This window comes from Roseateles agri (assembly GCF_034043675.1).
In the GTDB taxonomy this organism is placed as follows: Bacteria; Pseudomonadota; Gammaproteobacteria; order Burkholderiales; family Burkholderiaceae_C; genus KK5.
Genome location: NZ_JAXCLA010000003.1, coordinates 175,919 through 192,337, shown reverse-complemented (window position 1 = coordinate 192,337; position 16,419 = coordinate 175,919). Strand labels below are relative to the sequence as shown.

The 16,419-nt window shown below is 69.5% G+C and carries 17 protein-coding genes; 10 read left to right on the top strand and 7 right to left on the bottom strand.

Going from position 1 to position 16,419, the window contains the following annotated elements; genetic code table 11:
* Positions 1–50: 50 nt before the first annotated feature.
* Genes SNE35_RS08985 through SNE35_RS08975 form a run of 3 tightly spaced genes read left to right on the top strand, consistent with a single transcriptional unit; the run spans position 51 to position 3,305 of the window.
* Positions 51–1,415 (top strand): PEP-CTERM sorting domain-containing protein, encoded by a 1,365-nt coding sequence (locus SNE35_RS08985; RefSeq protein ID WP_320422556.1) that lies wholly within the window; start codon positions 51–53, stop codon positions 1,413–1,415.
* On the top strand, positions 1,412–2,563 hold the full coding sequence (locus tag SNE35_RS08980) for a PEP-CTERM sorting domain-containing protein (RefSeq protein ID WP_320422555.1): 1,152 nt from the start codon (positions 1,412–1,414) through the stop codon (positions 2,561–2,563). The genes SNE35_RS08985 and SNE35_RS08980 overlap by 4 nt, the downstream gene beginning before the upstream one ends.
* A 40-nt stretch (positions 2,564–2,603) precedes the next feature.
* The gene (locus SNE35_RS08975; protein ID WP_320422554.1) at positions 2,604–3,305 is read left to right on the top strand and encodes a PEP-CTERM sorting domain-containing protein; all 702 of its coding nucleotides are present in this window, start codon (positions 2,604–2,606) and stop codon (positions 3,303–3,305) included.
* On the opposite strand, the gene SNE35_RS08970 is transcribed toward SNE35_RS08975, so the two are convergent.
* The 3 genes from SNE35_RS08970 to SNE35_RS08960 form a co-directional block, all read right to left on the bottom strand.
* Complete coding sequence (locus SNE35_RS08970) at positions 3,283–6,150, bottom strand: HD domain-containing phosphohydrolase (RefSeq protein ID WP_320422553.1); 2,868 nt, start codon at positions 6,148–6,150, stop codon at positions 3,283–3,285. The genes SNE35_RS08975 and SNE35_RS08970 overlap by 23 nt on opposite strands.
* A gap of 194 nt (positions 6,151–6,344) precedes the next feature.
* On the bottom strand, positions 6,345–6,860 hold the full coding sequence (locus SNE35_RS08965; RefSeq protein WP_320422552.1) for a GAF domain-containing protein: 516 nt from the start codon (positions 6,858–6,860) through the stop codon (positions 6,345–6,347).
* Positions 6,857–7,183, bottom strand: a complete 327-nt coding sequence (locus tag SNE35_RS08960) for an ArsR/SmtB family transcription factor (RefSeq protein ID WP_320422551.1) — start codon at positions 7,181–7,183, stop codon at positions 6,857–6,859. Before SNE35_RS08960 ends, SNE35_RS08965 begins: the two co-directional genes overlap by 4 nt.
* Positions 7,184–7,251: 68 nt before the next feature.
* Between SNE35_RS08960 and SNE35_RS08955 the strand changes: the two genes are divergently transcribed.
* The 6 genes from SNE35_RS08955 to SNE35_RS08930 all read left to right on the top strand — a co-directional run bounded on the left by SNE35_RS08955 (position 7,252) and on the right by SNE35_RS08930 (position 11,722).
* Positions 7,252–7,743, top strand: a complete 492-nt coding sequence (locus SNE35_RS08955; RefSeq protein WP_320422550.1) for a nitrogen fixation protein NifQ — start codon at positions 7,252–7,254, stop codon at positions 7,741–7,743.
* A gap of 4 nt (positions 7,744–7,747) precedes the next feature.
* Positions 7,748–8,659, top strand: a complete 912-nt coding sequence (locus SNE35_RS08950) for a LysR family transcriptional regulator (protein WP_320422549.1) — start codon at positions 7,748–7,750, stop codon at positions 8,657–8,659.
* A gap of 120 nt (positions 8,660–8,779) precedes the next feature.
* Positions 8,780–9,988, top strand: coding sequence for an NAD-dependent formate dehydrogenase (locus SNE35_RS08945; RefSeq protein WP_320422548.1), 1,209 nt, complete (start codon positions 8,780–8,782; stop codon positions 9,986–9,988).
* On the top strand, positions 9,988–10,443 hold the full coding sequence (locus SNE35_RS08940; protein WP_320422547.1) for an HPP family protein: 456 nt from the start codon (positions 9,988–9,990) through the stop codon (positions 10,441–10,443). The genes SNE35_RS08945 and SNE35_RS08940 overlap by 1 nt, the downstream gene beginning before the upstream one ends.
* A gap of 106 nt (positions 10,444–10,549) precedes the next feature.
* On the top strand, positions 10,550–11,041 hold the full coding sequence (locus SNE35_RS08935) for a molybdopterin-dependent oxidoreductase (RefSeq protein WP_320422546.1): 492 nt from the start codon (positions 10,550–10,552) through the stop codon (positions 11,039–11,041).
* A gap of 63 nt (positions 11,042–11,104) precedes the next feature.
* On the top strand, positions 11,105–11,722 hold the full coding sequence (locus SNE35_RS08930) for a cysteine hydrolase family protein (protein WP_320422545.1): 618 nt from the start codon (positions 11,105–11,107) through the stop codon (positions 11,720–11,722).
* 12 nt (positions 11,723–11,734) lie between these two features.
* Here SNE35_RS08930 and SNE35_RS08925 read toward each other — a convergent pair whose 3' ends face one another.
* Positions 11,735–12,394: a M24 family metallopeptidase gene (locus SNE35_RS08925; protein WP_320423145.1), complete on the bottom strand. Its 660-nt coding sequence runs from the start codon at positions 12,392–12,394 to the stop codon at positions 11,735–11,737.
* Positions 12,395–12,463: 69 nt separating this feature from the next.
* Here SNE35_RS08925 and SNE35_RS08920 point away from each other — a divergent pair, with 69 nt between their 5' ends.
* Entirely contained in the window at positions 12,464–12,913 is a 450-nt protein-coding gene (locus SNE35_RS08920; RefSeq protein ID WP_320422544.1) for an NUDIX hydrolase, read from the top strand.
* Here the strand turns inward: SNE35_RS08920 and SNE35_RS08915 are convergent.
* From SNE35_RS08915 to SNE35_RS08905, 3 genes are read right to left on the bottom strand one after another with little or no spacing between them, the layout of a single operon-like run.
* Entirely contained in the window at positions 12,858–15,095 is a 2,238-nt protein-coding gene (locus SNE35_RS08915) for a phosphocholine-specific phospholipase C (protein WP_320422543.1), read from the bottom strand. The two genes, SNE35_RS08920 and SNE35_RS08915, sit on opposite strands and share 56 nt — an antisense overlap.
* A complete protein-coding gene (locus SNE35_RS08910; protein ID WP_320422542.1) occupies positions 15,092–15,679 on the bottom strand; it encodes a PEP-CTERM sorting domain-containing protein in 588 nt (195 codons plus the stop codon). Before SNE35_RS08910 ends, SNE35_RS08915 begins: the two co-directional genes overlap by 4 nt.
* 15 nt (positions 15,680–15,694) lie before the next feature.
* Positions 15,695–16,390 carry a PEP-CTERM sorting domain-containing protein gene (locus SNE35_RS08905; protein WP_320422541.1) on the bottom strand — a complete coding sequence of 232 codons (696 nt, stop codon included), beginning with the start codon at positions 16,388–16,390 and terminating at the stop codon, positions 15,695–15,697.
* Between the last annotated feature and the right edge of the window lie 29 nt (positions 16,391–16,419).

The following is a 16,419-nucleotide window of genomic DNA, read 5'->3' as shown; positions in this document are numbered from 1 at the left end:
CGCTCCGACGACGCCTTCATTCCGCAACTGAACTGGACAAGGACATCCCCATGACCCCTCAGCTTTTCACCCGAACCTTGCTCGCCGCGCTGGCGGCCGCTGCGGGCGGCGCCCAGGCCACGACCCAGCTCGACCTCTACAGCTACAACCCGCCGGCCAGCCTGAACATGGCCATGCAGGGGCTCAGCAGCGGTGGCGCCTACGGGGTCAGCAACAACGACACGAACGACGTCATGCTGAACACGGCCACCGGCCGGTTCACGGTTATCGCGGGCGGCACGGGGCAGGCCAGCGGCATCTCGGCCAATGGCCGGCTCGTCAGCGGCAACTCGGTCGCCGGCATCGGCAGCTGCAGCGTCGATGGCGTCACCTCCAACGCTTGCGGGCTGCGCCAAGCCTCGATCTACAACACCAGCACCGGCAACTGGACGCCGCTGGGCAGCCTCGGCTACCAGGCGGGCTATGCCCTCGACGGCACGCACGACGACGTGCAGAGCACGGCGCTGGGCATCTCCAGCAACGGCAAGACGGTGGTCGGCTGGTCCTACTTCAAGAGCACGCCCGGCTCCAGCGCCGTGCTGCATCCCACCGTGTTCCGCAACGGCCAGGTCTACGACCTCAACGCCAGTGGCGCCGGCCAGAACGGGCGTGCGCTGGCGAGCAGCGGCGACGGCTCGGTCGTCGTCGGCTACAAGTCGAACTCGGCCGTCGGCAGCGTCTGGACCTGGAACGGCAGCGGCTACGTGGAGTCCACTGCGCCGACGATCGCCCATCCGGTGACCGGCGTGCAGACGCCGATCCAGGTCAGCACCGTCAGCGACAACGGCGTCTGGGCCGCGGGCGGTTCTGTCAATGCGCTGGCGATCAACTACGGCCCCGGCGGCATCTTCGCGCCCTACACGGTCACCTTCAGCCAGGCCACGCTCTGGAACACGCAGACGAACAGCGCGCTGCTGATCCCCTTCGACCATCTGATCGACACCACCAACAGCTTCTCCAACCCCGACATCGTGCGCAACGCCAAGTCCACGGTGACCGGCGTGTCGGACGCCGGCGTAGCGATCGGCACTTTCAACCTCGTCTTCACCGGCGCCAACGCCGACTTCTCGACCTTCGACACCTGGATCTACAACGCCCACGGCGACGGCACGACGCAGACCTTCGATTCCTACCTGACCGAACTCGGTGTGGGCCTCACCGCCACGCAGCACGTCTCGCAGCTCTACTCGATGGCCGCCGACGGCAGCTCGATCTCGGGCACGATCTACGACAGCTCGATCAACCAGACCCTGGCCTTCGTCGTGCACCCGCTGACCGCCGTGCCGGAGCCCGGCACGCTGCTGATGTTCGGCGCGGCGCTGCCGCTGCTGGCCTGGCGCCGCCGCGCCGCGGCCGCGCGCAAGGAGGCGGCATGAAGGCCCGGCGCTACAAGATGTTGTGTGCGGCGCTGCTGGCTTGCGGCCTGCTCGGCGCGCAGGCCTCCCAGGCCCAGGGCTTCACCGACCTGGGCCCGTCGCAGCCCACGCTGAGCGGCCTGTCGGCCAGCGGCGGCCTGATCGCTGGCTACAGCAACACCACCCACCTCTACTACACCTGGACGGCCACCCGCGGCCTGCAGACCATCGGCGGCTACTGGCTGGGCGGCGATGCGGACGTGTCGGCCAACGGCGCATGGATCAGCGGCAGCGCCCTCAACGCGGCAACGGGCAATACCGAGGCCGCGCTCTACAACGTCGCCAGCGGCCAGTGGACGACGCTGGGCAGCCTGGGCACCGGCCTGGGCGGCTCGGCCAGCAGTGCGTGGGGCGTCTCCGGCGATGGGCGGACCGTCGTCGGCCTCGCCTGGGTCAGCGGCGGTCTCGGCCATGCGATGAAGTGGACCGCGTCCGGCGGCATGGTGGACCTGGGATCCAGCGTCGCCGGTGCCGGCTCGCGCGCCAACGACACGAGCTTCGACGGCGGCATCGTCGTCGGCTGGCAGGACTCGGCCGCCGGCGCGCGCCAGGGCGCCTTCTGGCGCGACGGCACGGAGACGGTGCTGGCCGATGGCGCCGGCACCGTGCTGGGCGAGGCCAGCGCCATCTCCGCCGACGGCGAGTGGATCGTCGGTCGCGGCCTGACGCGCGGCGCGCAATCCTGGCGCTACAACACGACGACCGGCGTCACCGAATACCTCGGCGACTTCAAGAACGGCGGCACCTTCAGCTTTGACCTCAATGGCGCTGTCGACGTGTCCGCCGACGGCTCGGTGATCCTCGGCATCGACCGCACGGCCTCCGGCCCGCCCACCCAGGGCTACGGCACGATCTGGGTGGAAGGCGTCGGCCTGATGAGCCTTACCGACTACGCCGCCAGCCGCGGTGTCGTGCTGCCCGCCGGCACGACGCTGGCCCTGCCGCTGGCCATGTCCTCCGACGGCAGCACGCTGTCGGGCATCACGAACACCGGCCATGCCTTCACGGTCTCCGTTACCGCCGTCCCCGAGCCGGCGAGCTATGCGCTGCTGCTCGGCGGGCTGGGCCTCGTCGGTTTCGTCTCCCGTCGGCGTGCCTCTGCACGCTGAGTTCCCGCGCTGAATCCGCATCCGATCAAAAGCGTCCCTGATGAAAAACACCTTCGCCACCCTCTCGCTCGTCGCCGCAGCCTCGCTGCTCGGCGCCTCGGCCTCGCAGGCCGCCACCACCTTCTACACCTCGTCGTCGGCATGGAACCACGCCGTCGGCCAGTCGTCCACCGACTCGCTGGACGATCTCGCGGACTCCGCCGGCCAGCTGGCCGACACGCCGCTGGACCGCAGCACGCCCGACTACGGCTATGGCTACAGCTTCTACGCCTACAGCCTGACGCGCGGCGCGCCGGATCCGGTGTGGATCGCCGGCAGCGGGGGCAACGGCTTCATGGGCGTGCCGTCGGCCGGCGACGTGCTGATCCTCGACCACATCACCGGCAGCCCCACGGCCTTCTCGATCAATCTGTTCGGCGTCGACGGCGCGGACAGCTTCATGAACTACCCGGTCACGCTGGAGGTGCTGGACGCCAAGGGTCGCGATGTGCTCTACACGATCGATCCGGGCAGCATGACGGCCGGCAGCTTCATCGGCATCACCTCGGACGCTGCGATCGTCACGATCAACGTCTACCCGGACTGGCCCTCGGGCGCGAGCGGCTCGCCGCGGATCAGCCTGGACAACGTCGCCTTCGCGATGACGTCTGCCGCACCCGTGCCCGAGCCGGCGAGCGGCGCGCTGCTGCTGTTGGGTGGCCTGGCCGTCGCGGGTCGGGTCAGGCGACGAGCGGCTCGATGATTCTCTCGAGCCCGTCCAGGTCGACGGCGTCGCGCTGCTCGGGCCGCATGAAGCGTTCGGCGAAGCGCTCCCACAGGCGGCTGCGCAGGAAGTAGCGGAACAGCTCGGGGTCGAGGTGCCCCTCCTTGCACATGAAGGCCATGATCCGCAGCGTTTCGCTGAGCGTCTTCGGCGGCTTGTAGGGGCGGTCGGCGGCGGTCAGGGCCTCGAACACGTCGGCCAGGGCCAGCGCGCGATCGAGCGGGCTCAGCTGCTCGGCCGAGAGGCGCCGCGGATAGCCCTTGCCGTCCAGGCGCTCGTGGTGCGTCGCGGCCAGCTCCGGCACCTTCTCCAGCCCGGCGGGCCAGGGCAGGCCCTTGAGCATGATGTAGGTCTGCACGATGTGGTCGTTGATCTTGAAGCGATCCTCGTCGGTCAAGGTGCCGCGTCGGATGCTCAGGTTGTGCAGCTCGCCCTGGTTCTGCTGGTACGGCGGCAGCTTCATGTCGAAGCCGTAGTGGTTGCGCGGATCGCCGGCGCTCACCGGCGGATGGTCGTCGCCCCAGGGCACGCAGTGCTCGGGCAGGTCCGCCAGCAGGGCCTCCGTGGCGGGCAGCGACGGCGGCTCGCCGCGCGTCGAGTCGAGCTGACGCAGCTCGGCGGGCGAGAGGCCGAGCCGGTCGTCGAAGTGGCGCTGCCAACTTTGCGCGCCGATGCTGCGCAGCCGCGCGATCGCCTCGTCGGCCATGAACTCCGAGCCGAGGTTGCACTGCGCGACGAAGGCGAAGTCGTCCTGCAGCTGCTGCTGGCGCGCGGCCAGGCCGGCGGCGTCGAGCTGGCCGCGGGCGGCGGCGATCTCGGCGTCGCGCCACAGGATTTCGAAGCGCAGCCGTACCTCGTGGATGCGGTTGCGGATCACCTCCAGCTTGGTCGCCTTGTCGACGATGTGCTCCGGACTGGTGACCTTGCCGCAGTCGTGCAGCCAGGCGCCCAGCCGGTAGGCGTAGCGCTCGGTGTCGCTGAGGCTGAAGTCGGCATAGGGCCCTTCGTTCTCGCCGTGCAGCAGGTCGACCAGCTCGATCGCGAGCTGCGGCACGCGGTCGCAGTGGCCGCCGGTGTAGGGGCTCTTCGCATCGATCGCATCGGCCATCAGCTGAATGATCGCGTCGAAGAGCTGGCGCTGGGATTCGATCAACTGCCGGGTCTCGATGGCCACGGCCAGCATGCCCGAGAGGCGCTTGGCGAAGCGCAGGAACGCGGGATCTGCATGGGCCTTGTCGCCGGCGAACTCAAGTACCAGCAGGCCGGTGCGCACGCCGTCGCGCCGGCGCAGCTCCAGGTCCAGATGGCGCACCTGCGGGCCCTGCGGCCGCAGGCCTTCCCGGGGGTTGCGCTCCGCCGGGAAATCGAAGTGGTCGCGCTGCGTGCCGGACAGGTTGCCGGCCTCCGCCCGCTTCTGCATCGAGGCGCTCTTGGCATCCCAGAGGAAGACCGCGGCCGCATCGGACTGCGTCGCCTGCGTCAGCTGCTCCAGCACCAGTTGCAGCATGCGGTCCACCTCGGGCTCGGTGGCCATGCTCGCGCTCAGGTTCAGGAAAGCCTCGATGGTGTCGCCCATGCGCTGCATGGCCTGGGACAGCTCGCTGAGCTCCAGCACCGGGCTGGACGCGGCGTTCTTGCCGCCTTCGAAATCGAAACGGCCGATGCGGACACTGCGCTCCCGCAGGCGATGCAGGCTGCGCCCGATCGCGCCGCCGGCCACCCAGCCGAGCGGCAACAGCAGCAAAGTGACCAGCACCGCCGCGCCGATGATGCGCAGCGCATGCTGCCGCGCCGCGGCGGCCAGCTCGTCGAGCGGCAGCATTTGCAAGAGCTCGAGATCGCTGCCGAGGCCGATGTCGAAGCGCGTGCGCAGGCCGATCCAGCGCCGGCCGTCGATGTCCAGCGAAATCGCCTGCCCGTCCGGAGCCTTGGCATCGCGCAGGCGCAGCAGTTCCGGCTCGCTCGCCTCCTCCAGGCTCGGCTGCCGCTCGCGGCTGCCGTTGTCCAGACTGGCCGTCGCCGCCAGCACCTGGCCGTCCGCGTGCAGCAGGGCCAGGCGCGTTCCGGGCGTGGCTCGGCGCTCCTGCATCAGGCGCTGCAGGTCGTCGAAGGCCAGGTCGATGCCCACAACGGCATTGCTGGGCGAGGCCAGCCGGCTCAGCGTCACGCCGACCCGCCGCGTCGTGAAGAAGCGATAGGGTTCCGAGGACTGCGGCTGCCCGGGATGCTGCGTGGCCTCCTGGAACCAGGGGCGTGAGCGCGCGTCGAAGGCGTAGCTCTCGTCCACGCGCGAGGTGACCAGGCCGCCGTCGCTACCCAGGAAGTGGTAGCTGCCGATGTGCTCCCCCTCCGGCTGCGTGGTGACGGTCTGCACCAGGAAATCGGCCTCGGCCGGTGCCTGCACGCGGGCACGGACGGCCGGCACGCGCAGCGGCCGGGCCAGCACGAAATCGCCGTTGGGGTAGGCGACGTAGATGGCGGCCAGCAGCGGGTCCGCACGCAGCTCGTCGAGCAGCGGTGCGCTCCGCTGGACCCGGGCCGCCTCGCCGGTGGTGCTGGGCAGCAGGCCGGCGCCCAGCTGGCGCAGCACCGTCTGGGCCGGCTTCAGCTGCCCCTTCAGGTGCTCCTGCAACAGGGTCGTCTGCAGCGCCGCGCGCTGGCCCGCGTCCGCGACCAGACGCTGACTCGTCGCCAGCCAGCCCAGGCCGATCAGCAGCGCAGCCATCAGCGACATGCAGGCGATCACCAGCGAGGCGATGACGACACGCATGCTGACGAGGCGCCGCGGCGCGACGGCCGAGCGGGCCGGGAGTTTGATGTTCATCGGTCGGTCCTCCGCGAGAGATGCACCCGTCGCGACCTGCGATGAACGTCGGCGGTGTGTCCTCTTCTATCGATGGGGAAGTGCCCATGGCAGGCACTTCGATATCCACTTGTAGTCGATGACCCCGGCCTGCTGCAAGCCGGGCGCTCCCGATCTTCTGCCCGGGGCCGCCGTTCCCGAGCCGAGGGCCTGATTCAGGCTGAGGGCCAGTCGGTCCCCGCGACCAGCACCGCTACGGCGTCGGCGATGCCGCGCACGTCGTCGGCGTCGAAGCGGGCCGGTTGTGGGCTGTCGAGGTCGAAGACGGCGACCAGGCGGCCGTCGACGACCAGCGGCACGACCAGCTCGGAGCGGGACGCGGCGTCGCAGGCGATGTGGCCCGGGAAGGCGTGCACGTCCTCGATGCACTGGATCTCGCGGCTCGTCGCGCAGGCGCCGCAGACGCCGCGGCTGAAGGCGATGCGCACGCAGGCCACCTTGCCCTGGAAGGGGCCGAGCACCAGTTCCTCGTTGTCGCGCGCCATGTAGAAGCCGGACCAGTTCAGCGTCGGCACGGTGCCGTAGACCAGCGCGGCGAACTGGGCCAGGTTGGCCAGCCAGTCGCGCTCGCCGTGCAGCAGCGCCTCGGTCTGTGCGCGCAGCGTGGCGTAGGCCTCGCGCTTGGCTGCGGGCGTGCTCATGTCGAAGGTGTCGGGTTGTTCGAAGCTCATGGGGCCGATTGTCCCTGCGGCGCGCGAAGACCACTCAGCTCGAAGAGTTTTCGGCAGGCGCGGGCGCGGCAACTGTCGGCCAGGCCGTAGCGCACGCTGCGGCCGTCGCGCCGGCGGGAGACGATGCCCGCCTCGTGCAGCAGCGCCAGGTGCATCGAGAGATTGGGCTGCCGCGCGCCGGTGTGCGCCAGCAGCTCGGGCCCGCGGCGCTCGCCGGCGAGCAGCGCCTCGATGATCTTCAGGCGTATCGATGCCGACATGGCGCGCAGCAGCAGCGAGGCTTCGTCGAGCTCGCTGACGGCTGTCGAATGCTTGTCCTTCATAGAGGTCGTAATATACGGTTGAATATAGCGATGACCAGGGATGACCCTATGAAAGAGGCCCGATCGGCATGACGACGGAAATGATTTCGGCGGCGGACCGGCAACTGCTGCAGCGCGCGGTGCAGCACTTCCGCGCCGCGGCCATCGAGGGCGAGCTGCCCTCGCTCAGGTCGGCGGAAGCGGCCGGCGCGCTGCCCGAGGAATGGCGCTGGCTGATGCCGCTGCATCGCCTGCTGCTGGCGCACCTGGACGACGGCGCGCCCGAGCTCGCCATCCTGGCCGAGGTGCTGGCCTGCGCCTGCATGGGCCGCCAGCACCTGTGGCAGGACCTGGGCCTGTCCGGCCGCGGTGACGTGTCGCGGCTGATGGCGCTGGCCTTCCCGCGCCTGTTCCGCAGCAATGTGCGCGACCTGCGCTGGAAGCGGCACCTGTTCCTGTCGCTGGGCCAGACCCTGGGCCTGCCCGACCTGCAGCCGCCGCGCTGCGACGAGTGCGATACCCGTGCGTCCTGCCTGGGTGCCCCGGCCGCGGTGCCGGTGCAGCTCGCCCTGCAACGCTGACTGAATGCTGATCCGCCAGCTGGGCTACCTCGTCGCGCTGGCGCGGGAGCGGCATTTCGGGCGCGCGGCCGAGGCCTGCCGGGTGTCGCAGCCGGCGCTGTCCGGCGCGATCCGCAGCATGGAGAAGGAGCTGGGCGTCACCATCGTCCAGCGGGGCCGCCGCTTCGAGGGCTTCACCGCCGATGGCGAACGGGTGCTGGCCTGGGCGCGCCGGGCGCTGGCCGATTGCGAGGGCCTGCAGCAGGAGGCGCGCACGACGCGGGGCGATCCCGAGGGCAGCCTGCGCATCGGCGCGATCCCGACGACCTTGCCGGTGATCCCGCTGCTGACGGACGGCTGCCTGCAGCGCTTCCCGCGCATGAGCCATCAGGTCTACACGCTCAATGCGCCGGAGATCCTGCGCAAGATCGCTGACTTCGAGCTGGACATCGGCGTCAGCTACCTGAACGACGAGCGGCTGAAGGACTTCGAGACCGTGCCGCTGTTCCGCGAGCGCTACGTGCTGGTGGGCCGCGACCTCGCCCCCTTCGAGGGCCGCGACAGCGTCGCCTGGTCGGAGGTGGCGAAGCTGCCGCTGTGCATGCTGACCGGCAATATGCAGAGCCGCCGCGGCATCGACGCCGCCTTCGATTCGGCCGGCCTGCACGTGCTGCCGCGCGTGGAGACCGATTCGATGATGACGCTCTACGCGCACGTCCGCTGCGCCGGGCTCTACGGCGTGCTGCCGCACAGCGTGCTGTGCCTGATCGAGATGCGCCAGGAGCTGACCGCGATCCCGATCACGCCGGAGTTGCATCGCGAGATCGGCCTGATCGTGCTGCGCCGCGAGCCGCAGCCGGCGCTGCTGGCCTCGGCGCTGGGCGTGCTCTCCGCGCTGGGCCTGCAGGCGCGGATGGACGCCCTGCTCGGCTGCTGAATGCCTTGATAAGCGCGGCTTATCGAACGATCCACCCAAACGATTGGCCCGAAACCGGGCCGGCTCCGAACATGGCCTCAAGGCAGCGCGGTGCTGCCCCATATTCGGAGACAAGACCCCATGGCCAAGATCGTTTGCGTCCTCTACGACGACCCCGTCACCGGCTACCCCAAGACCTATGCGCGGGACGACCTGCCGAAGATCGAGCGCTACCCGGACGGGCAGACCCTGCCCACGCCCAAGGGCATCGACTTCACGCCCGGCAGCCTGCTCGGCAGCGTCTCCGGCGAGCTGGGCCTGCGCAAGTACCTGGAATCGGCCGGCCACCAATTGGTCGTGACGTCGAGCAAGGACGGCGCCGACAGCCAGCTCGACAAGGAGCTGCACGACGCCGAGATCGTCATCTCCCAGCCCTTCTGGCCCGCCTACATGACGGCCGAGCGCATCGCCAAGGCGCCCAAGCTGAAGATGATCGTCACCGCCGGCATCGGCTCCGACCACACCGACCTGCAGGCGGCGATGGAGCGCGGCATCACCGTTGCCGAGGTCACCTACTGCAACAGCCACAGCGTGGCCGAGCACGTCGTGATGATGACCCTGGCGCTGGTACGCAACTACCTGCCCAGCTACGACTGGGTGCGCAAGGGCGGCTGGAACATCGCCGACTGCGTGGCCCGCTCCTATGACCTCGAAGGCATGAACGTCGGCACGGTCGCCGCCGGCCGCATCGGCCTGCGCGTGCTGCGCCTGTTGAAGCCCTTCGACGTGAAGCTGCACTACATGGACCGCCACCGCCTGCCCGAAGCCGTCGAGCGCGAGCTGAACCTGACGCACCACACGAGCCTGGAAAGCCTCAGCAAGGTCTGCGACGTGGTCACGCTCAATTGCCCGCTGCACCCGGAGACCGAGCACATGGTCAACGCGCAGTCGCTGAAGAACTTCAAGCGCGGCGCCTACCTGATCAACACCGCGCGCGGCAAGCTGTGCGATGCGAACGCCATCGCCGCGGCGCTGGAGAGCGGGCAACTGGCGGGCTACGCCGGTGACGTGTGGTTCCCGCAGCCGCCGGCGGCCGACCACCCGTGGCGCCACATGCCGCACCACGGCATGACGCCGCACATCTCCGGCACCAGCCTCTCGGCGCAGACGCGCTACGCGGCCGGCACGCGCGAGATCCTGGAGTGCTACTTCGAGAACCGCCCGATCCGCAACGAATACCTCGTCGTCAAGGGCGGCCAGCTGGCCGGCGTCGGCGCGCACTCGTACAGCGCGGGCAACGCCACCGGCGGTTCCGAAGACGCGGCGCGCTTCAAGGCCACCAGCAAGTGATGCGGGACACGCTGCTGGCGGGCGCCGGTACCTTCGTGGCGCTGGCGGCCGTCGGCGGCCTGGCGGCAGCGACCGGGCAGCCGCTGCTGCTCGGCTCCTTCGGCGCGTCCTGCGTGCTGCTGTTCGGCTTTCCGGCCGGGCCGTTCTCGCAGCCGCGCAACGTGCTGGGCGGCCATCTGCTGACGACGACCGTGGCGCTGCTGTTCATCACCGCTTTCGGTCCCGGCTGGCTGTCGATGGCGGCGGCCGCTGCCGCGGCGGTGATGCTGATGATCGTGACCCGCACCGTGCATCCACCGGCCGGCAGCAATCCGGTGATCGTCTTCGTCGGCCACGGCGGATGGTCCTTCCTGCTGATGCCGACGGCGCTCGGCGCGGCGATGCTCGTCGCGCTGGCCTGCGTGTTCTGGCGCCTGCGTGCGCCGGAGATGCGCTGGCCGCAGCGCTGGTGGTAAGGCCATCGGTCATGTTTACCTGGATATAACGGTCATGGCCGCAGCGGTATGCCGCTGGCCGGATCGGTCGCCACAATGGGCTCAGATCCATTGCGGGAGTGGCGACATGCAGGGACTGATTGCGCAGACCGAAGCCCGGCGCTTCATGCCGGTGGCCCGGCCGATGCTCGCCCTGTCCGGCCACCTCCCGCGCGAGCGGGTGTTCGCGCTCTCCGATCTGCTGAAGTTCGAACGCCACGACCTGGGCCCCACCCAGGTCAACTGCTTCACCGGCCGCCCGGTCGTACACGTGCAGAGCTTCGCCGGCGTGCGCCTGCGGGATGTGCTCGATGACTCCGGATTCTCCGCACAGCCCCGCTCGCAGCTCAAGCGCTGCGTGATCGTCGCCGCGGCCTCGGACGGCCACCGTGCGGCCTTCAGCTGGAGCGAGCTCTACAACACCGCCGTCGGCGATGGCGTCCTGATCCTCTTCGAGCGCAACGGCAGTGCGCTGGATGAGCAACTCGGCCCGCTTTCGCTGATCTCGATGGCGGACCGCCAGCTCGGCCCCCGGAATCTCAAGCAGCTCCGCTCTGTCCACATTTCTCTTGTCTCCTGATCGTCAAACGGCGTATACAGCCAGACACGACGTTCGATACACCGGAACCAAGGAGCAAGCGAGATGATGAATCCCAAGGAGACCGCCCTCGTCCTGATCGAGTACCAGAACGACTTCACCAGCCCCGGCGGCAAGCTGCACGATGCGGTGAAGGGCGTGATGGGCGCGACCGGCATGCTGGAGAACACGGTCGAGCTGGTGCGCCAGGCGCGGGAGGCCGGCGTGCTGATCGTGTGGGTGCCGATCACCTTCGCGGCGGACTACCGCGAGATGAGCCCGGAGCCCTACGGCATCCTGAAGGGCGTGTACGACGGCAAGACCTTCCAGAAGAACACCTGGGGCGCCGAGATGGTCGCCTCGCTATTGCCCGATGCGAAGGACATCGTCGTCGAGGGCAAGCGTGGCCTCTGCGGCTTCGCGACGACCAACCTGGACTTCATCCTGCGCAGCCGCCGCATCCGGCACGTCGCCATCGGCGGCTTCCTCACGAACTGCTGCGTCGAATCGACGATGCGCACCGCCTACGAACTGGGCTACGACGTCGTGACCTTGACCGATTGCTGCGCGACCGTCAGCGACGCCGCCCAGCAGGCGGCCATCGAGCACGACTTCCCGATGTTCTCGCACCCGATGACGTCGAAGCAGCTCTTGTCCGGACTGAAGGTGCCGGCCCTCGCCTGAGGGGCTTCGGACTCAGTACAGCAGGTCCTCGTAGAAGGCGCCGTAGGGCTGGTCCGGATGGGCGATCTGGATCTCCAGGATCCACAGGCCCACGCTGGGGCAGGCTGAGAAGTCCCCCAGCTTGCCCGCCTTGTAGATGGCGTGCGGGAAGTCGCTGACGCGGTGGCCCTTGATGTCGAGGTTGAGCCGCCAGCCCATCTCGGCGGCCCGCTGCTCAGCAAACGCGTACAGCGCCTGGCCGCCCAGGCGCTCGCTTCGCCAGCGCTCACTGACCTCGTGCCAGAGTGCGCGTGCGGCGTCGGCGCAGGCCCGCCGTTGCGGGTCCGTGCCGGTGACGAAGGTGTCGCCGGCGTCGCCCTCATGGCCGCGCCACACCGGGCCGATGTCGATGAAGAAGATGTCGTCCTCGCCCAGCACGCGGGTCGGGTCGGCCCGGTCGCTGAAGCGCTTCAACGTGTCATCGCCGAAGCGGATCAGGGTCGGGTGCCAGATGCGGTCCATGCCCATGTCCTTGAGCAGCGCCGTCGCATCGGCCGTCGCCTCCTCGGTCGTCATGCCCGGGCGGATCCGCGCCGCGATGCGCCGCACGGCCTCCATCGACTGTTCCCGGGCATGCTGCATCGCGTCCAGCGAGAACTTCTCGCCCACCGCCTCGCGGGTATCGCCTTCCATCGTCGCCAAATGGCCTCCGTCATGTGCTGCTGAATACGACGGAGGATCGTATATGGTTGCGATCCTTCTATGCCGCACACACAAACAATCTTCATCGCCGCCGCCCTGATCACCCGCGCGGACGGCCGCGCGCTGCTCGTCCGCAAGCGCGGAACCTCGGCCTTCATGCAGGCCGGCGGAAAACTGGAACCGGCCGAAGCCGCCGCCGACGCGCTGTGCCGGGAGCTGTCGGAGGAGCTGGGCCTGATCGTCGACCCCTCGGAGCCCGAGCACCTGGGCCGCTTCTCGGCGCCGGCCGCGAACGAGCCCGGCTGCACCGTCGTGGCCGAGGTCTTTCATCTGCAGATCGAGACCCCGATCCAGGCTGCCGCCGAGATCGAGGAGATCACCTGGGTCGATCCGCAGGAGGCGGTGGCCTTGCCGCTGGCGCCGCTGACGCGCGACCACCTCCTCCCGCTGTGGATCAGCCGATCACCAACTGCGTCGACACCGCGGCACCACCCAGCGCCGGATCGCTGATGCCGTGCTGGCCGTTCTCCATGCGGCCGGCGAAGCGGCGCAGGTAGTCCGCCTGGCCACCCACCTTGACGCTGAAGTCGTACCACTGGCTGCTGGTGGCCAGCGGGAAGCGCAGCACCTGCTCGCCGCGCGACAGCACTGTGTAGCTGCTGGGCTTGGCGTCGAAGTAGGCGTTGGCGTTGACGCTGACGGTGCAGGGCGCGCTGCCGGTGTTCACCAGCTTCACGACCAGGTCGCCGGTCTGCCTGTCGTAGCTGACCTGCACGTCGGCATTCGGCTGGGCGGCCGAGGCCGCGCGGCGAGCGTTGCCGGCGAAGTGGCGGTGGAAGCCGTTCGGGCCGATCACCCACAGGTCGTAGGCGCCGGTCGTCTCCGGCGTCCACATCCCGGCCAGCGTCTTGCCCGGCTCCACCGTGTAGCGGCGCGGCAGCGCGGTCAGCGCCTTGCGGTTGTAGACGTGGAACACGGCCGCCTGCTTGCCGGTGTTGGCGAAGCTCAGCTCGACCTGCGTGGCCGCCAGGCTCATCGGGTTGAGCACGACGCGGCTCGTCACGTGCAGTTCGTAAGGCAACGCGCGCGAGGGCCGCGCGCCGACCGCTTGCGAGGGCAGCGCCAGGCTGCTGGGCGTGGGCGGCGTGGTCGTCTGCGTCAGCGCGCGGGCCTGGTTGGCCAGGGCCAGCGTGGCGGGGAGCTGGGCGAAGAAGGCGTTGTCGTTCGGGTTGGCGAAGTTGAACGCGCTCGTCAGGTCGCCCGACACGGCGCGGCGCCACGGCGTGATGTTGCTCTCGGCGATGCCGAAGCGGGCCTCGACGAAGCGCAGCACCGAGGTGTGGTCGAACACCTGTGAGTTGACCCAGCCGCCCTTGCTCCACGGCGAGACCACGTACATCGGCACGCGCGGGCCCATGCCGTAGGGGCGGTGCAGGTACTGGTTCGTCGGGTTCGCGCCGGCCTGGCTCTCGTGGTACTCGCCCACGGTCGACACGGTGGATGCGCCGGCCAGCTGCGCCTGCGCGGCGTTGGCGTTCCAGCTCGTGTACGACGGTGCGGCCGGCGGTGGTGCGTGGTCGAAGAAGCCGTCGTTCTCGTCGAAATTGATGAACAGCACGGTCTTGCTGAACACGTCCGGGTTGGCCGTCAGCGCTTCCAGCACCTTGGAGGTGTAGTCCGCGCCCTGGGCGGGGCTGGACGGGCCCGGGTGCTCCGAGCCCTCGGCGGTGGCGACGATCCAGGACACGGCCGGCAGCGTGCCGTTGACGACGTCCTGGCGCAGCAGGTCGAGGTCACGCGTCGTGACGCCGCGGGCCTTCAGCGCGGCCGAGTAGCCGGCGCGGTTGTAGAAGCCGTCGCGGAACGGGCGGAAGCCGGCCAGCGGGTTGTCGGTGAAGTTGTCGGCCATGTTCTGGTAGACCTGCCAGCTGATGCCCGCGTTCTGCAGGCGCTCGGGGTAGGTCATCCAGGTGTAGTCGGTGGCCGTGTTCTGGTTGAACGAGTCGTGGCTGTTGTCGGTCGACGGGCCGCCGGCCTGGCCCAGCGGGTCGTTCGTGCCGGTCCAGATGAACAGGCGGTTCGTGTTCGTGCCGGTCTGCGTCGCGCAGTGATAGGCGTCGCACAGCGTGAAGGCGTTCGCCAGCGCGTACTGGAAGGGGATGTCCGCCTGGGTGAAGTAGCCCAGCGAGTGGTTCTGCTTGGCCTTGGTCCAGTTGTTCATCCGGCCTTCGTCCCAGGCGGCCTGGGCGTCGGTCCAGCTGTGCGGCGTGCCGGTCACGCGCATGTGGGCGAAGGTCTGCGTCGTGTTCAGCGGGAACGGCGCGATCGCGACCGGGCCGTTGCCGGGCAGGCCGGGCACCGGCAGCGCCGACGGGTTCGGCTGCACGAACACCGTGCGGCGGGTGATGCCGTTGGCATCGGGCACCGGGATCGGGAAGCGGTCGCCATAGCCGCGCACGCCGTTGAGCGTGCCGAAGTAGTGGTCGAACGAGCGGTTCTCCTGCGTCAGGATCACGATGTGCTCGATGTCCTGGATCGTGCCGGTGCGGTTGTTCGCCTCGATGGCCAGCGCGCGGGCGATGGCCGGCGGGAAGCTGGCGAGCGCGGCGGTGGCGCCGGCGCCGGTGGCGACGCTGCGCAGGAAGCCGCGGCGGCTGCTGTCGGTGGTGGTGTTGTCGTTGTTGTTGCTCATGCTGCGTCTCCTTGGGCGCGGCGGCGGCGTGCCGCGACGAAGCCGGTGGCGCCGAGGCCGGCGAGCATCAGCAGCGTGACGCTGGGCTCGGGCACGGCGGCGGTGAAGGTGAAGTCGTCCATCACGTAGAACGCGTGGGCGTTGCTCTTGATGCCGACGGCATCGACCAGGCCGGCATAGCCGCTGGCGAGGAAGCTCGGCGTGGCGCTGGGATCGAGCGTCGCCGAGGTGCCGACGAGCTGGCCCTGGTAGAAGAGCTGGAAGGTCACGTCGCCCTCGGCATAGCCGGAGAACCAGGCGCCGTCGAAGGTGGCGGCTTGGCCGAAGCGGACCAGGCTCAGCGCGTCGGTGCCGTCCCAGCTCAGGGTGATGACATTGCTGCCGGAGTGCGGCGTGTAGGGATCGCTGCTGTCGCTGCCGTTGAAGGACACCCAGCCGGAGGCGGACCAGTCGAGGCCGCCGTAGTTCGTCGGCACCGGGTCGGCGTTGCCGCTCAGGTCATCGAAGTTCAGCACGGTCGCCGAGGCGAACTGGGCGCCGGCGGCCATCGCGAGGGCGAGGGCAATGGTGAAGGCTTTCTTCATCTTGGTGCTCCTCGTTCAGCCGTTCTTCTGTTGGCGGCGACGCGCGGCGAAGCCGATGAGGCCCAGGCCGGCGGCCATCAGCGCCATCGTCTCGGGTTCCGGCACGGCCGAGATCGCGAAGCTCAGGTTGTCGGCGTAGCCGTCGTTGTCGTTGCTGTTCAGGCGCGTCATCACCAGGTCGAAGCGCACCTGCGTCGTGCCGGCCGGCAGCAGGCCGGTCGTCTCGCGGAACAGCAGGCCGGTGGCGTTGCCGCGGTCGGCCGCCGTCACCGGGCCCAGCTGGGCGGTGCCGAGCGAGTTGTTGGCGGCGTCCATGAAGTTGACGAAGAAGACGGCGTTGTCGTCCTGGCTGCTCCAGCCGCCGAGGAAGCCGCTGAGGTCGTAGGACACCTGGCCGGTGGCGATGGCGCTGGCGTTGCCGCTCAGGTCCAGGATCTGGTAGCCCAGCGCCGTCGCGACGCCGCTGCCGCCGACGAACAGCTTACTGCCGCGGTCCACCGGGCCCGGCTGCGTCGGCAGCACCCAGTTGGAGCCGTAGTCGACCGAGCTGAAGGCGGCGTAGCCGTCATAGGCCGTCCAGCCGGCGAAGCCCTGCTCGGCGTCGCCGTTGACGATCAGGTTGGTGTTGTACGAAGCGGCCTGCGCGCCGAGGGCGGCGGCGGCCAGGCACAGGGCGCCGCAGGCGCGCAGCAGGGTGGAGGAGGTCGTCATGTCCGAGGTCCTTTTGTCGATGGGTGGGA

Coding starts and splice junctions, on each gene's coding strand:
- SNE35_RS08965 (WP_320422552.1), bottom strand. CDS start 6,860: ATGAGCTTCGAACAACCCGACACCTTCGACATGAGCACGCCCGCAGCC.
- SNE35_RS08975 (WP_320422554.1), top strand. CDS start 2,604: ATGAAAAACACCTTCGCCACCCTCTCGCTCGTCGCCGCAGCCTCGCTG.
- SNE35_RS08910 (WP_320422542.1), bottom strand. CDS start 15,679: ATGAAGAAAGCCTTCACCATTGCCCTCGCCCTCGCGATGGCCGCCGGC.
- SNE35_RS08960 (WP_320422551.1), bottom strand. CDS start 7,183: ATGAAGGACAAGCATTCGACAGCCGTCAGCGAGCTCGACGAAGCCTCG.
- SNE35_RS08980 (WP_320422555.1), top strand. CDS start 1,412: ATGAAGGCCCGGCGCTACAAGATGTTGTGTGCGGCGCTGCTGGCTTGC.
- SNE35_RS08985 (WP_320422556.1), top strand. CDS start 51: ATGACCCCTCAGCTTTTCACCCGAACCTTGCTCGCCGCGCTGGCGGCC.
- SNE35_RS08920 (WP_320422544.1), top strand. CDS start 12,464: ATGCCGCACACACAAACAATCTTCATCGCCGCCGCCCTGATCACCCGC.
- SNE35_RS08915 (WP_320422543.1), bottom strand. CDS start 15,095: ATGAGCAACAACAACGACAACACCACCACCGACAGCAGCCGCCGCGGC.
- SNE35_RS08945 (WP_320422548.1), top strand. CDS start 8,780: ATGGCCAAGATCGTTTGCGTCCTCTACGACGACCCCGTCACCGGCTAC.
- SNE35_RS08955 (WP_320422550.1), top strand. CDS start 7,252: ATGACGACGGAAATGATTTCGGCGGCGGACCGGCAACTGCTGCAGCGC.
- SNE35_RS08935 (WP_320422546.1), top strand. CDS start 10,550: ATGCAGGGACTGATTGCGCAGACCGAAGCCCGGCGCTTCATGCCGGTG.
- SNE35_RS08970 (WP_320422553.1), bottom strand. CDS start 6,150: ATGAACATCAAACTCCCGGCCCGCTCGGCCGTCGCGCCGCGGCGCCTC.
- SNE35_RS08930 (WP_320422545.1), top strand. CDS start 11,105: ATGATGAATCCCAAGGAGACCGCCCTCGTCCTGATCGAGTACCAGAAC.
- SNE35_RS08950 (WP_320422549.1), top strand. CDS start 7,748: ATGCTGATCCGCCAGCTGGGCTACCTCGTCGCGCTGGCGCGGGAGCGG.
- SNE35_RS08940 (WP_320422547.1), top strand. CDS start 9,988: ATGCGGGACACGCTGCTGGCGGGCGCCGGTACCTTCGTGGCGCTGGCG.
- SNE35_RS08905 (WP_320422541.1), bottom strand. CDS start 16,390: ATGACGACCTCCTCCACCCTGCTGCGCGCCTGCGGCGCCCTGTGCCTG.
- SNE35_RS08925 (WP_320423145.1), bottom strand. CDS start 12,394: ATGGAAGGCGATACCCGCGAGGCGGTGGGCGAGAAGTTCTCGCTGGAC.